General features: G+C 71.0%; 15 protein-coding genes and 1 tRNA gene. 5 read left to right on the forward strand and 11 right to left on the reverse strand.

The window, feature by feature from the left end:
* Positions 1-24 precede the first annotated feature (24 nt).
* The 7 genes from ACERM0_RS17095 to ACERM0_RS17125 all read right to left on the reverse strand — a co-directional run bounded on the left by ACERM0_RS17095 (position 25) and on the right by ACERM0_RS17125 (position 5913).
* Complete coding sequence (locus tag ACERM0_RS17095) at positions 25-744, reverse strand: FadR/GntR family transcriptional regulator (protein WP_373679827.1); 720 nt, start codon at positions 742-744, stop codon at positions 25-27.
* Between the two features lie 146 nt (positions 745-890).
* Positions 891-2024: an ornithine cyclodeaminase family protein gene (locus ACERM0_RS17100; RefSeq protein WP_373679828.1), complete on the reverse strand. Its 1134-nt coding sequence runs from the start codon at positions 2022-2024 to the stop codon at positions 891-893.
* Positions 2025-2031: 7 nt separating this feature from the next.
* On the reverse strand, positions 2032-3018 hold the full coding sequence (locus ACERM0_RS17105) for an ABC transporter substrate-binding protein (protein WP_373679829.1): 987 nt from the start codon (positions 3016-3018) through the stop codon (positions 2032-2034).
* Positions 3019-3067: 49 nt separating this feature from the next.
* Positions 3068-3481: a universal stress protein gene (locus ACERM0_RS17110; RefSeq protein WP_373679830.1), complete on the reverse strand. Its 414-nt coding sequence runs from the start codon at positions 3479-3481 to the stop codon at positions 3068-3070.
* Between the two features lie 17 nt (positions 3482-3498).
* A complete protein-coding gene (locus ACERM0_RS17115) occupies positions 3499-4695 on the reverse strand; it encodes an MFS transporter (protein ID WP_373679831.1) in 1197 nt (398 codons plus the stop codon).
* Positions 4696-5563: 868 nt separating this feature from the next.
* Positions 5564-5648, reverse strand: a tRNA-Leu gene (locus ACERM0_RS17120).
* A 73-nt stretch (positions 5649-5721) separates the two neighbouring features.
* Positions 5722-5913: a hypothetical protein gene (locus tag ACERM0_RS17125; RefSeq protein ID WP_373679832.1), complete on the reverse strand. Its 192-nt coding sequence runs from the start codon at positions 5911-5913 to the stop codon at positions 5722-5724.
* Between the two features lie 285 nt (positions 5914-6198).
* Here ACERM0_RS17125 and ACERM0_RS17130 point away from each other — a divergent pair, with 285 nt between their 5' ends.
* On the forward strand, positions 6199-6399 hold the full coding sequence (locus tag ACERM0_RS17130) for a hypothetical protein (RefSeq protein WP_373679833.1): 201 nt from the start codon (positions 6199-6201) through the stop codon (positions 6397-6399).
* 39 nt (positions 6400-6438) lie between these two features.
* On the opposite strand, the gene ACERM0_RS17135 is transcribed toward ACERM0_RS17130, so the two are convergent.
* Complete coding sequence (locus ACERM0_RS17135) at positions 6439-7779, reverse strand: hypothetical protein (protein WP_373679834.1); 1341 nt, start codon at positions 7777-7779, stop codon at positions 6439-6441.
* Between the two features lie 220 nt (positions 7780-7999).
* Here ACERM0_RS17135 and ACERM0_RS17140 point away from each other — a divergent pair, with 220 nt between their 5' ends.
* Positions 8000-8377: a hypothetical protein gene (locus ACERM0_RS17140; RefSeq protein ID WP_373679835.1), complete on the forward strand. Its 378-nt coding sequence runs from the start codon at positions 8000-8002 to the stop codon at positions 8375-8377.
* Positions 8378-8400: 23 nt separating this feature from the next.
* On the opposite strand, the gene ACERM0_RS17145 is transcribed toward ACERM0_RS17140, so the two are convergent.
* On the reverse strand, positions 8401-8652 hold the full coding sequence (locus tag ACERM0_RS17145; RefSeq protein WP_373679836.1) for a hypothetical protein: 252 nt from the start codon (positions 8650-8652) through the stop codon (positions 8401-8403).
* A 99-nt stretch (positions 8653-8751) separates the two neighbouring features.
* Here ACERM0_RS17145 and ACERM0_RS17150 point away from each other — a divergent pair, with 99 nt between their 5' ends.
* Positions 8752-9657 (forward strand): patatin-like phospholipase family protein, encoded by a 906-nt coding sequence (locus tag ACERM0_RS17150; protein WP_373679837.1) that lies wholly within the window; start codon positions 8752-8754, stop codon positions 9655-9657.
* 1 nt (position 9658) lies between these two features.
* Positions 9659-10783 carry a 1-acyl-sn-glycerol-3-phosphate acyltransferase gene (locus tag ACERM0_RS17155; protein WP_373679838.1) on the forward strand — a complete coding sequence of 375 codons (1125 nt, stop codon included), beginning with the start codon at positions 9659-9661 and terminating at the stop codon, positions 10781-10783.
* Between the two features lie 4 nt (positions 10784-10787).
* On the opposite strand, the gene ACERM0_RS17160 is transcribed toward ACERM0_RS17155, so the two are convergent.
* Positions 10788-11921, reverse strand: coding sequence for a site-2 protease family protein (locus ACERM0_RS17160; RefSeq protein WP_373679839.1), 1134 nt, complete (start codon positions 11919-11921; stop codon positions 10788-10790).
* Positions 11922-11990: 69 nt separating this feature from the next.
* Complete coding sequence (locus tag ACERM0_RS17165) at positions 11991-12371, reverse strand: SHOCT domain-containing protein (RefSeq protein WP_373679840.1); 381 nt, start codon at positions 12369-12371, stop codon at positions 11991-11993.
* Between the two features lie 343 nt (positions 12372-12714).
* On the opposite strand from ACERM0_RS17165, the gene ACERM0_RS17170 reads away from it, so the two are divergent.
* Positions 12715-13323 carry a hypothetical protein gene (locus tag ACERM0_RS17170; RefSeq protein ID WP_373679841.1) on the forward strand — a complete coding sequence of 203 codons (609 nt, stop codon included), beginning with the start codon at positions 12715-12717 and terminating at the stop codon, positions 13321-13323.
* The last annotated feature ends 31 nt before the right edge of the window (positions 13324-13354 follow it).

Genomic DNA, 13354 nt, shown 5'->3' on the forward strand with positions numbered 1-13354 from the left:
TGTACCCCTACTTCGCCGTCAAGATCAGGTGTCGAAGCTCGGAAGGATGGTGGTGTCCCCGTCGATCCGTTCGAGGAGACGCCGTAGGTGGAGGGCGAGGATCTCCTGCGCTTCCCGTTCGTCGCGGCGGCGAAGCGCGTCGATCAGTTGCCGATGCTCCGCGATGCCCTGCTCGGCCATGTGGGGGGCCTTGGCGGCCGCCCGGATCATGGATCGCAGCACCGGTTCGTGGAGGGCGTCGATGATGATCGCCGTGGCGGGGCTGTGACTGGCACGCGCGAGCGCAACGTGGAACGCCACGGAGTGGTGGAAGTCGTGTTCCCCCTCGCGCAAAGCGACCTCGGCACGGTCGGTGAGGGCCTCGAGCTCGCGGAGGTCGGCTTCCTGGGCGCGGCGGCAGGCGAGCGGGATGGCGCCGAGTTCCAGGACGGCTCGCGCCTCGGTCACCTGTGCGGGGCTGAGATCGTCCAGCGCCAACATGTGCGTGATCCGCTCGGCGATCAGGCCCGGTGGCGGCTTGGTGACGAACGTGCCGCCTTTGGCGCCCACTCTGACGGTGACGAGGCCTTCGGCCTGCAGGGTGCGCAGCGCATCTCTGACCGACCCGCGGCTGACCCCGAAGGCTTCGGCGAGTTGCCGTTCCGGGGGGAACTGGTCGCCGGTCGCGACCGTCCGCGACAGGATCACACGGCGTAATCGCCTCGTGATCTCGGAGGCTGGCGACGTGCTGTCGATCGTCTGCACGTCGAGCTGGTCGAGCTCGAGCCGGCTCATGCAGTCACGCTTCCTCCTTGCGCTCCATCGCGCCGCGGAGGCAAAGGTATGATGGTTGGTTCATCCTAGCTGGTCCCGGCAGGTGCCGCGGCGGAGCGGTGGGCAGAACGCGCCGCCTAGTCGCGGATGTCCTGCAGGAACCACTCGCGAGGGAGTTGTCGGCCCAGGCCACGCTCGCGAGCCTTCCGGTACACCACCTGCCCGACGCTGGAGAACTGCAGGCCCTGGTTGCCGACATTGCGGTAGAAGGTGACCTGCTCCGGGCTGGTACGTCCCGGGACTTCGCCCGCGAGCAGCGCGGACAGATCGGGTTTGTCACCGCCGCGCCCGCGATCGGTGAAGCGTGGGTCGTCACCACCAAACCCGGGATTCGGGTTGGGCGGGGGGATGCGCTGCAACTGCTCGCTGGTGCCCCCGAGGTAGGCAGCGGGCGACATGCCGCGCTCGGCTTGGAACCGCTCCGTCTGCGGCATTTGGACGCCGGCCGTGCCCTGGCGGATCACGACGTCGAAGCGGCTCATCGCGGCCTCGGGGAGCTCACGGCGCCCAAGGTTCGTGACATGCATCCCGGGCTCGATCCATGCCGCGTCATAGACAGGCTGCATGGAATCGGTGCACGACGCGAGGATGTCGACCCCCGCGACGGCCTCACGGGCCGAGTCGACCGCGGTCACCTCGATGTCGAGGCGCTCGGACATCTCTCGCGCGTAGGTCTCGCGATTTGCCACGGTGGGGCTGTACACCTTGCATCGCTCGATCGGCCGGACGCAGGCGAACGCCTCGAGGTAGGTCCGGGCCATGCCCCCGGAGCCGAGCATGCCGACGGCCGTGGCGTCCTCGCGGGCGAGTAGTTTGACGCCGATCGCCGCACCGCCGCCGACCCGCATGTGCTGGAGCACGCCGTCATTGATCAGTGCCAGCGGCTCGGCGTTGACGGTGGAGATGAGCAGGATCAACCCGCAGTAGGTCCCCGGCTCGACGGCGTACTTCTCCTCGGTCCAATTGCCCGCGTCGTCGGTCGGCCACTCGACGACATCGGACTTCATGCGGATGGCGAAGTAGCCGTCATTGGCACCCTCCATCGAGCCCCAACGGAAGTAGCCCGTCGGTGGACCGGGAGCGTAGAGATCGATGCGCGGACGATGGATGGACTCGCCGCTCCGCAGCCCGTCGAAAGCGCGCTCCTGAGCGGCGATGCAGTCCTCCATGGTGAGGACCTGGCCGACGGTCTCGTTGTCGATCAGCAGCATGCGTTCCCTACTCGTTCGACACGTGCAGCGGGAGGAACAGGTCCTCAGGTGCCGGGGCGGACTCCAGGAAGCGTTGGTCGACGAGGAAGTCGAGGAACGCCTCGATGGCCGCGCGATTCGCTTCCAGGCCGTAGGGCCACGGGTCGCCGTGGAACAGGATGTCGACCTCTTCGAGATCGGCGTGCAACCACGGAAGCGTGTAACGACTCGAGCCCGAGAAGCGCATCTGTTCGAGACACCAGGACTTGGATGCCTGGAACGCCTTGAACAGCGACTCGGCGATCCACGGATGGCGCTCCACGAGGGGCTCGCGCAAGACCAGCGTGTGCATCATGGGGAAGATGCCGGTACGTGCGTAGTAGTCCCGCTCGGCCTCCCGGTAGTCCGGGAAGAGTCGATCGACCACGTGGCTCGACCGGTAACTGTCGGGCATACGTGCGCCGAGGTAGGCGTCGATCTCGCCGTCGCGCAGCAGGTCGGAGAGGCACACGTCATTGCCGACGAATTCGATGTCGAGGGGTCCGCTCGGACGCAGGTCAAGCACGTCGGGGTCGCGGGGGGCGTTGACGCCGCCCTCTTTCCAGGCGATCGACGCGAGGTCGACACCGTATTCGGAGGCGAGGATGCCCCGGATCCACACACCGGCGGTCTGGTGGTACTCCTGCACCCCGACGCGCCGGCCCTCGAGATCCTTGGGGTTCGCGATGCCACGATCGGAGCGGACGAACACGTAGCCGTGTCGGAACATTCGCGAGGGGAACACGGGCAGTGCGACGAAGGGGAACCCGCCCCGGGACCGCAGTTGCGTGTAGAGCGACAGTGACATCTCGGACGCGTCGAACGAGTGCTTCTTGATCATCCGTGCGAACAGTTCCGGTGGTGACTGCACCGGCACGTACGTGACGTCGATGCCCTCCGGTTGCACGATCCCGCGCTGCAACGCCTCCATACGGTCGTAGGGGCCGCAGGCGATCGTCACGGGCAAGGTGCGCATCGGCTTCCTTCCAGAGGCGGGCAAATGGTACTACCAATGCGCCATCTTGTCACCCTTCCTTGAGCGCGGCGCGGACCACCAACACCGGGCAGTCGGCACGCAGCAGCAGGTGTTGCACCGTGCTGCCGAGCACCAGCTTGCCGACGGGGGAGCGGTGACGGCTCCCCACGACGAGCAGATCGGCATCCAGATCCCGTAGGACCGACAGCAGGACCCGCCCGTGCTCGTGGGGTTCGAGCAGTACCTCGGCTCGCCCCTCGACACCGTCCTGCGCCAGCCGCTCGCGCAGGTTCTCCATCAACCGGCGGTAGTGGGCGATGACCTCGGGCCGCTCGTTGCGTACGCCGACCCGGGCGACGTGGAGGACGTGCAGGGTGGCCTGTCGTAGTTTCGATTCGGCGATGCCGGCGTCCACGGCGGCGTGGCCGTGCGGCGTGTCGTTGAAGGCGACGACGATGTTCATCCGGGCTCCTGTCGATCTCAGGTGGCGACGCGATAGGTTCGTAGCCGTCGGCCCCACAAGCCGTAGCCCCCGACAGCCAGCAGTGGGAGGATGCCACCCAGGGCCAGGGCATTGGCCGGCCCCAGCAGGGCCGAGACCCACCCGACGTTCGCGTCACCGATGGCGGGACCGCCGCGGACGGCGACCTGGTAGAGGGAGGTCACCCGACCGCGGAGGTGGTCCGGCGTCTCGAGTTGCACCGCTGAGTGGCGTACGACGCTGGCGACCGCATCGGTCGCGCCAAGGCAGACGGCGGCTGCCACGGCTAGCGCGAACGCCGGCGCCAACGCGAGCCCCATGACCGAGCTGCCGTATGCGGCCGTGGCCGCGAGCACCAGCGACCCGCTGAGTGCGCGGTTTCCCCAGCGCACCATGATGGCTGTGCCGACGAGGGCTCCGGCGGACGGTGCGGCCGCGAGCAGGCCGTAGGCGACCTCGCCGACGCGCAGCACCTCGACGGCGAGGGCGGGCAGCACGGCACGCCAGCCGGCGAGCAATGTCGTTGCGAGGTCGAGGCTCAGAAATTGGAGGATGACCGGACGGCCCCGGATGAATCTGGCGCCTTCCGCCATCCTCCGCCAGACGCGGATGGGCTCGCCGTCGGCACGGTGGGCGGGGATGCGCAGCATCGGCAGGATCAGCACCAACGCCAGGTAGGTGGCGGCGTCAAGGAGATACATCAGCCCGGGGCCGCCGATGGCGATGAGGGCGCCGCCGAGTGCCGGCCCCAGCAGGACGGCGAGCTCGCGCGTCGGGTTGACGATCGCGAACGCCTGTGCCAGCTGCTCGCGGGGGACCAGTGCGGGGATCAGTGCGGTCCTCGTCGGACTGTCGAAGGTTGAAGCAGCCGTGTTCACGAGGACGGTGATGTAGATGTGCCATGCCTCCACCGCCCCGGCAACCGACAGCAACCCCAGCGTGAGGCTCGCGACCAGAGACAGGAACTGGGTCCCCTGCAGCAGGCGCCGGCGGTCGACCCGGTCCGCGATCACGCCTCCGAGGGGTGAGAGCGTGACGAGCGCGAGCCCCTGGACGACTCCGACCACGCTCACGAGCGCGGTCGAGCGGGTCAGGTCGTAGACGTGGTAGAGGTTGACGACGAACGTGCCGCGCACGCCGATCTCGGACAGCATGACGCCGCACCAGTACAGGCTGAAGTCGCGATTGCGGAACAACGACGACAGGTTCGACGGCACCGTCAGAGGCCTCCCGGCGGCCGGAGGATGGGGAGCAAAGGTTAGTCCATTTTGGACCCGCGGCACAGGGCGTGAGTGGCGCTGCCGTGATGGCAGGCACACAATTGTCGATTGCCGAACCGCCATCCCCGGTTCGCGCGTGTCTCGGTCCGCGTTCATCCAGTACGTGAAGGCGAGCGGTTCTTTGCCGCGTGGCTGCCGTTGACGAACGGCATGCGCCGCGGCGAGGTCGCCGGGCTGTCCTGGGATGCCCTCGACCCTGGATGGCAAGCGCCTCACGGTGCACTGGCAACTCGGGCTCGTCGACAACCGACCGACCCCAAAGCGCGACTCGAAGTCGCGTGCCGTTCGGCACGATGGCGCTCTATTTCGCGAAGTCGAGGCCGTCGAGCCCGGAGCGCAACAACGGCAGAAGCGTGCGATCGCCGCCGAGCTCTGGCAGCCATCCGGACCGATCACCTCGGCACGGCGCGTTCCATCACCTGGGAGGACGGGCGCCTCATCAACCTGAGCGGTTCACGACCTGGCTGCAGCGCCGCTCTTCGACTCCGGGCTGCCCGCGATCAGGCTCCACAACGTCCGCGAACTCCGACGCCTCTGCAGGACTGGAGAAGGCGATCAACCGGCGGTCGACGAGGCGACCACGCTCGCGCGCGCCATCCTGGGCGTTAACGACCTTCTGGGGCGCTCGCCGAGCTTCTGAGTCCGCCGACGGCGGGTCCGCGCACTCGGTAGGGAACCCGCTGTCCTGCTCTTCACCAGCTCTCGTGTCCACCGCGGTCCGCGAGCGGCCGTCACGGTGCGGTCCTCGCAGCCATGTTCGCGCTTCTCCGCAGGTCAGATGAGGTGCGAGCGGGGGGACTCGAACCCCCACAGCCTGTTGGGCCACTGGGACCTAAACCCAGCGCGTCTGCCAGTTCCGCCACGCTCGCGCGGGCGGCAGGGTAGGCCGTCGGCCGCCCCGCGTGACAGCCGGGAGGCAGAGGCCCACGCCGAGGCGGGAGTTCAGCGCGAGGCGACGAAGAAGAACACGGCGGCGACCACCGCGGCGATCAGCAGGCCCACGACACCGCCGAGATAGATGCCGACGACCGTCAGGCCGATGACCACGCCCCACACCCAGCCGCGGCGGGCGAAGACGGGGTCGTTGGCGCGCTCGGCGCCGGGGCGCTGCGGTTCGGGGTCGGACTGGCTCACGGACGTCTCCTGCGACGGCTCGGATGCACAGTAGGGACGCCGGTGGCGGCAAACCCCGTCGTGCGTCAACGACGGACGCCCGACCTCGCCGAGTCGGACCGGACGAGGCCCCGCAGTCCGTCCTTGGCGCGTCGAGTTGGTCGCCCGTACAGTCCGGGCGCAGAAGTCGTCGGCCCCCGTCGTCGGCGACGCCGAGGGGCTGGCACGCGCTCGACCGGGAGCGACGGCATGGAGCAGTGTGTGGCGTGCGACCGCCTCGGAGCACCCGTGTGTTCCCTGGCGTGTGTGCGCCGCGCCCGGGCGGAGTTGCGCAGCAACCTGCGAGAGCTGCGCCGCATGGCCGTCGACGCCGCCCACAGCGACCGCCGCCAGGACCTGCAGGAGCGCAACGGCCGGCTGACGTCGGCACTCATCGCCTGGCGCCCGGCGCGGCCGTCGAACGATGCCTGCTCTGCCAACGGCTCCCGCCACGACCGGTCCGACTGACGGCGACCGGACGCGCCCGGTCCAGTGGCCGCCTGCTCGTCAGTCGTCCCCGCCGTCGCGACGAAATGGCGGGCCGGGCCGAGGCGCCTGCTCCTCGAGACCGCGACCGTGCTCGCCGGGGACGAGCAGGCGCCCGACGTAGATGACCTGCGCGGTGAGGGCGACGAAGCCGGCTGTCGCGAGGTAGAAGCCGGTCGGCAGCGGCAGCGCCGTCGGGATGACCGCGCCGACGACCCACGCCAGCGCGAACAGCGTCTCCGAGCGCGTGAACGCCATCCCGCGTCGCTCGGCGTCGACGCTGGCTTGCAACAGGCCGTCGAAGGCCAGCTTGGCGGTGCCCCAGGCGAAGCCGGCCGCCAACGCCAGCAGCGCGCCGGTCGCCAGTCCGAACGCCTGTCCGGCCAGGAACGCCGCCGCCGCCTCGACGGCCAGCGCCGCGACCACCATGGGCTCCTCGCGCAGCCGCGCCTCGAGATACGGCGCGGCCAGGGACGCCAGCGCGAACCCGGCCCCGCCGGCGGCCAGCAAGGCCCCGAAGTCCAGCAGGGCGCCCTCCACCTGGTGGAACGCGAAGGCCAGGAGCAGCAGCAGGAAGCCGTTGAGGGCCCGCACCACGGCGGTCGAGATCTGCGCAGCCCGAACGGACGGCGGCAGGTGCACACGCAGCATGCCCTTGACCGACGGACCCGGGTGCCGTGCCGGCTCGACGACGTCGTCCTCCGGGTCCGGCAGTCGCCGCGCCAGCCAGGCAGCGGACAGCGCCGCCAGGCTCGCGAGGTACAGCGGCGCCGAGGCACCCCCGAGCCACAGCGCCAGCACACCCAGGGCGCCGGCCACGAGGCCGGCGAGTGTCCCGATCCACGCCAGCCGCCCGTTCGCGGCCACCAGCGCGTGCCGCGAGTCCAGCGCGATCGGTAGCAGCGCATGGCGGGTGATCGCATGCACCCGGGACAGCAGCAGCAGTCCGAAGGCGGCCGGGAACAGCCACCAGGCATCCGGGTTCACCGCCACCAGCAGAGCGAGGGCCGCGCGACCCCCGGCGGCGGCCACCATCGCGCTGCGAACGGCCAGCGGGGAGCGGTACAACACCCGTCCGAGCACCGGTCCGATGACCGCGAACGGTGCGACCGTCAGCAGCAGGTACAGGGCGACGTTCGCGCGGGCCTCGGCCGAGGGCACCCCGAAGAAGAGCGTGCCCGCCAGGCCGACGGCGATCAGGGTGTCGTGCATGGTGCTGGCCACCTGTACGAACGCGAGATCGCGAAAGCCCCTCCCGCCGGTCTCGAACAGGCGGCGCACCCGCTCGCCGACCCACTGTGCCCCCAGCCGGCCGGCACGCCCCGAACCGGTGTCGTCGGGGTCGTTGCTCCAGGTCGCCACGACCGGGACGCTAGCGGCCCGGCGCGACGCAGGCGCGGCATCGACGCGAACACCCGAACGTCGCACCGGCGACGATCACCCGGCCCGGGTGACGCGCACGCGACGATTCGGGTGCATCGTGCGAGCGTGCGGGGTCGTGCTACGAGGGAGCGCCACGCGGGAGGCGCTGCGCGAACCCGCCGGAGGGCGGAAGGTCATGCAACCGGTCACTCGTCTTCGTGTGCCCGAGGTCGTCGTCTTCGACCGCACCTGGATCCTGCTCGCGGCCCTGCTGTTCGTCATCTCGGGCTCGACGAACGTCGTCGCCGGGCTCGGGATGCTGTTGGGCGGCAGGCTGTCCTCGGTGCTCACGCCGTTCGTCGACCCACCGGTCTGGGGTTGGACGCTGGTGGCCCTCGGTGGGCTGCAGGCGCTGAGCTGCCTCGGGCTGTTCGCCCACCGGGCCTGGGCGGGGTCACTCGGCATCGGCACGGCCGGGACGACCGTGTTCGTCCAGGCCATGCTGCTGCCGCTGGCGCCGGCGGTGGCGGGCCCGCTGATCGGCGTCAACGTGCTGGGGATCTCGTCGGTCGTGGGACGCGGACCGAGCAGCACCTGAAGGCGGCGGCGACCGGTTCTGTGTCAGGCGAACCGTCGGCGTGCCCATGCCAGGGCGCCCGGCGCCATGCCCTTGAACTTCGGGACCTCGTGCAGCTCGGCGACCAGCAACGGGGTGCCCGGCGGTAGCGCGTCCTTCAGGCCGTGGTAGACGGTCGATCGCGACTGCTCGCTGTCGACGAACAGCAGGCCGGGGCGCAGTTCCCGCAGCTCGCGCCACGGGCCCGCCGTGCCGGTCGGCAGCGCGTGTCCGTCGAGGTCGGCCAGGTACAGCACGGGTCCTCCTCGGCGTCGCGTGGGCGGCACCCTAGGTGTGCCGGGCCCGCCGGGGGTGGGGGCGATACGGTGCCGCCGCCGGTGTCCCGAGGAGCGGCCGTGGACGACGTGGCGGTGGAACCGAACCCGACCGTCGTCTTCGTGCTCGGCGGCGGCGGCGTCCACGGTGCCGTCCAGGTCGGCATGCTGCAGGCGCTGCAGGAGCACGACATCCGCCCCGACCTCATCCTCGGCACGTCGGTGGGTGCCATGAACGGCGCCATGCTGGCCGCGCGACCCGACGACACGGTCCAGCGGCTGCGTGCGCTGTGGACCAACCTCGCCGACTACAGCCCGTTCGAGGCGTCGCTGCTCGAGCGCGCCAGCACGCTGACCAGGTCCCGGACCCATCTGCACGGCAACCACCGGCTGCGGCGGCTGTTGCTGTCGTACCTCCCCGCGCGGACGTTCGGCGAGCTGGTGGTTCCCTTCCAGTGCGTTGCCGCCAGCATCGAACGGGCCGGCGCCCGCTGGTTCGCCGACGGGCCACTGATCGACGCGCTCCTCGCCTCGACCGCCGTCCCCGGCCTGCTGCCACCGGTGGCGCTCGGCGGCGAGCACTACCTCGACGGCGGTCTGGTCGACAGCATCCCGGTCGGCCGCGCGCTGGAGCTCGGCGCCACCTGCATCTACGTCCTCCAGGTCGGCCGGGTGGAGCAGCCGTTGCGCGTCCCGACCAAGCCGTGGGAGGTCGGGTTGATCGCCTTCGAGATCGCGCGTCGACACCGGTTCGTGGAGGCGATGGGACGCGTTCCCGAGGGCGTCGAGGTGCACGTACTGCCCACCGGGCTGTCCGACGCCATGGACTTCACCGATCCGGCACAGTTCCGCTACCGCGACACGACGAAGGCGGCCGAACGCATGGAGACCGCGCACCTCGCGTCGTCCGCCTACCTCACCGAACGGCAGCGGCCGGCGAGGAGGGCTGGGCGCGACGGGGGCGCGGCACGCGCCGAGGAGGGCTGACATGCTGCCGCCGCGCTGGGCGCGCCGGCTCGTGCTGGCACCGGCCGTACCGCTGCTGACCCTCCTCGTGCTGACCACGCTGCCGCTGACCCTGCTGGTCGCGGCGTTCGCGTCGCCGGTCCTGCCGGGGCGCCTGCGCCCGCTGCGCATCCTGCTGTTCGCGCTGGTGTTCCTGCTGGCCGAGTCCGTTGCGCTGGTGGCCATGGGCGCGTTGTGGTTGGCCAGCGGGTTCGGGCGGCGGATCGGCGAGGACCGTTGGCAGGCCGCGCACTACGCGGTCATGCGGCACTATCTCGCCGTCCTGGTCCACACGGCGCAGCGGACCTTCAAGCTGGACTTCGCGGTCGACGACGAAGCGGCGATGCCCGGCGCCGACACCTTTGACGCACCCGCGCCGGTCGTGGTGCTCAGCCGGCACGCCGGTCCGGGAGACTCGTTCCTGCTGGTGCACGGTCTGCTGCAGCGCGGCCTGCGGCCGCGGATCGTGCTGCGCGCGGACCTGCAGTGGGCACCGGCCCTGGACGTCGGTCTCAACCGCATCCCGACCCACTTCGTGGCGCGTGGCGCCCCCCGCGGCACCGGCACGGCGGCCGTCGCGGTGCTGGCGGCCGGCCTGCGCTCCGGCGACGCCCTGGTGCTCTTCCCGGAGGGGCGCAACTTCACCCCCGCCCGACGGCTGCACTCCATCGCGCGGCTGGAGGAGCTCGACCGTCACGACGAGGCCGAGCAGGCCCGCCAGATGCGCCACGTGCTGACGCCGCGGCCGGGCGGCGCCCTGGCGGCCCTGACGGCGGCACCGGCAGCCGACGTCGTCTTCGTGGCGCACACCGGGCTCGAGGACCTCTCCAGCGTCGTCGACCTGTGGCGTGGCCTGCCGATGGACTCGCAGATCGAGATCGAGGCGTGGCGCGTCCCGGCTGCAGAGGTGCCCACCGACCGCGCCGAGGCGGAGGAGTGGCTACTGACCTGGTGGCGACGGATCGACGGCTGGATCCTCGCGCGTCACGGTCCCGCCGCCATCCCCGACGCGGTCGTCACCGCCGTCGGCGGGGTCGAGCCGGGCGCCGACGCCCCGCAGGCGCCGGAGCGGGACGGCCTGCCGTCGGAGGAACCGTCCGGGCCGTGATCGGTCAGGGTGCCGCTCCGCGGGCGTGCTGGCGCTGCAGCCATCGCCCGACGTCGGCCTGGCGGATCACCCCGACCACGCGCCCACCGTCGGCGACCGTCACGGTCCCGTCCCGCTCCGACAGCAGGCCGTCGAGCATGCGGCCGACGTCGCTGTGCACGTCCACGGGCGGGTGCCGCGAGAACGGATCCATCACGTCGGCCACGGGCGTCGCCGAACGGTGTTCCGGGCGCACGGCGGTCAATCGGCGCAGCGTGACCACGCCGACGCTGTCGCCCGCCGCCGGTTCCTCCACCACGGCCGTGTCGCGCCGCCGCCAGAGGCTGGGATCCGCGATCGCCGAGGCCACGTCCACGTCGCCGCGGACACGGGGCGGGTCGGGCTCCATCAGCGCTGCCGCCGGCACGCCCCGCAGCCGTCTCCGCCACCGGCTGGTGGCGCCCTCCCGGCGAGCCGCGTCGGCCAGGAACCAGCCGATGGCCACCGACCACAGCCCGCCGAGGTCGCCGGTCGTCACCAGGGACGCGAGCCCGAGCGCGATCAACACGTAGCCGAGCAGCACGCCGGCGCGGCTGGCCACACGGGTGGCGAGCACGGGGTTGCCGGTGCGCGCCCACACCAGCGAACGCAGTACCCGCCCGCCGTCGAGCGGCAGGCCGGGCAGCAGGTTGAACGCGGCCAGGAACAGGTTGATGGTGCCGAGCCACGCCAGCAGCCACACCGGCGCGCCACGGTCCGGCCCGCCCAGCCAGCTCGCGAGCAGCAGCAGCCCGGCGCCGACCAACCCGCTGGTCAGCGGTCCGACCACGCTCACCAACAGCTCGTCGCCCGGCCGCCGGTCCGCGACCTTGGCATGCGTGGCGCCGCCGAACACGAACAGTGTGATGCCGGTCACCTGGTAGCCGCGCCGGCGCCCGACGAGCGCGTGCGCCAGCTCGTGCACGAGGACGGAGCCGAAGAACACGATGGCACCCGCAAGGGCGAGCAGGAGTCCGGACGCCGGTTCGGTGCCTGGGAAGGCGGCGACGATGCGTGCGTCGAAACTGGAGACGATCAGGAACAGGATCAGGATCCAGGACGGGTCGATCCGCACGTCGACACCGGCGAGGCGCGCCACCCGCCAAGTGCTGCGTGCCATCGCGACCTCCGGCGTGAAGGTGCAGGCGTGCCCCGCTCCGCGGAGCAGGGCCGCCGAACGGCTCGTGCGCTAGACCGCGAGAATGCGTGACTTCTGCGTGTTGTACTCCTCGTCGGTGAGGGCGCCGGTGTCGTGCAACTGCGCGAGCCGCGCCAGTTCGTCGGTCGTCGAGGTGGTGCCTGCGGCTTCCCGGATGTAGGCACGGGTCGCCTGGTCCATCTCGTAGGCGCTGCGGCGCTGCCGCTCCTGCATGGAACGCCCGCGCGCGATCAGGTAGACGAGCACGCCGAGATAGGGGAGGGCCACGACGAAGATCGTCCATCCGGCCTTGCCCCAGCCGGACAGGTCGTGGCTGCGGAAGATGTCGGCGAAGACCGTGATCAGCAGCCAGAACCAGACGATCCAGAGGAAGAAGATAAGCATCGCCCAGAAGACGTCCAAGAGTGGCATCAGGTGCTCCTTGTTGCGGCCACGGTGTCGCGCGGGCGCCGTGCCCATGCGCTGACCCGATCGTCCGTCGGCGGTGTTACTTCGGCATCACCCCGAGGGTGAGACGACCCGCCGCCGCGCTCCTCCTCCAACCGCTTGCAGCCCGTGGACCTCCGCTGCGGGTCCATCGTCACTGCTCATTGGGCCCCCTCCGGCCGAGGGGCCGGATGTGCACGGCCCACCCGCTGCGTCCCATCGGGTGAGGCAACGGCAGCCCGTCGGCGGACGATGTCGGCACGGGCCGGCCGCCTCCGGACTGCCCCGGCCCGCAGCCGAGCACAGGATCAGGACGAAGGGATCCCCGATGGATCTGGCAGCGATCAACCTGGAGTCGGACGTGGTGGAGGCGCAGTTGGCCGCCTACGCGGACCATCACGATCGCGCTTCCACGGCCATCAAGTCCGCACTGGCCGCCCTGCAGGCCGGGCAGATGGTCGTCGACCTGCGCACCGTCTTCCACGAGGCGATGTTCGAGGTCCGTGAGCGCCGCGACACCACCTACGAGCACGCCCGCGAGCACGGTGGGACCGTCCGCACGACCTTGGCACGCGCCACCCGCACGACGCCGTCGGTCGCGATCGCACCGGCGCACCACGCGGGCCACCAGCTGCGGCTTACGGTCCGCGGCTCGGGTGACCTGATCTTCCAGAGTGGCGTGTGGCAGCTGCGTGTCCCGCAGACGGTCCGCACCGCCGGTACCCGCCGCGTGCTCGACCGCTGGGTCGAGCGCGTGCCGGAAACCCCCGCCTACATCAGGAAGCAGCCCGGCGACCTCCTGCTGTGGGAGGCGAGCTGGACCTCGGTACCGCGCTCGGAGTTCGACCCGGCCCTGCTCGAGCACCTCGACGGGTGGCTCTACCTCGTGCGTGAGGTGTGGGACCTGACCGACGTCGAGCGTGGCGTGCTGGCCTGAGGCGACCGGACGCCCGGCCCCACCCGACGGG

It is taken from the genome of Egicoccus sp. AB-alg2, from assembly GCF_041821065.1.
In the GTDB taxonomy this organism is placed as follows: Bacteria; Actinomycetota; Nitriliruptoria; order Nitriliruptorales; family Nitriliruptoraceae; genus Egicoccus.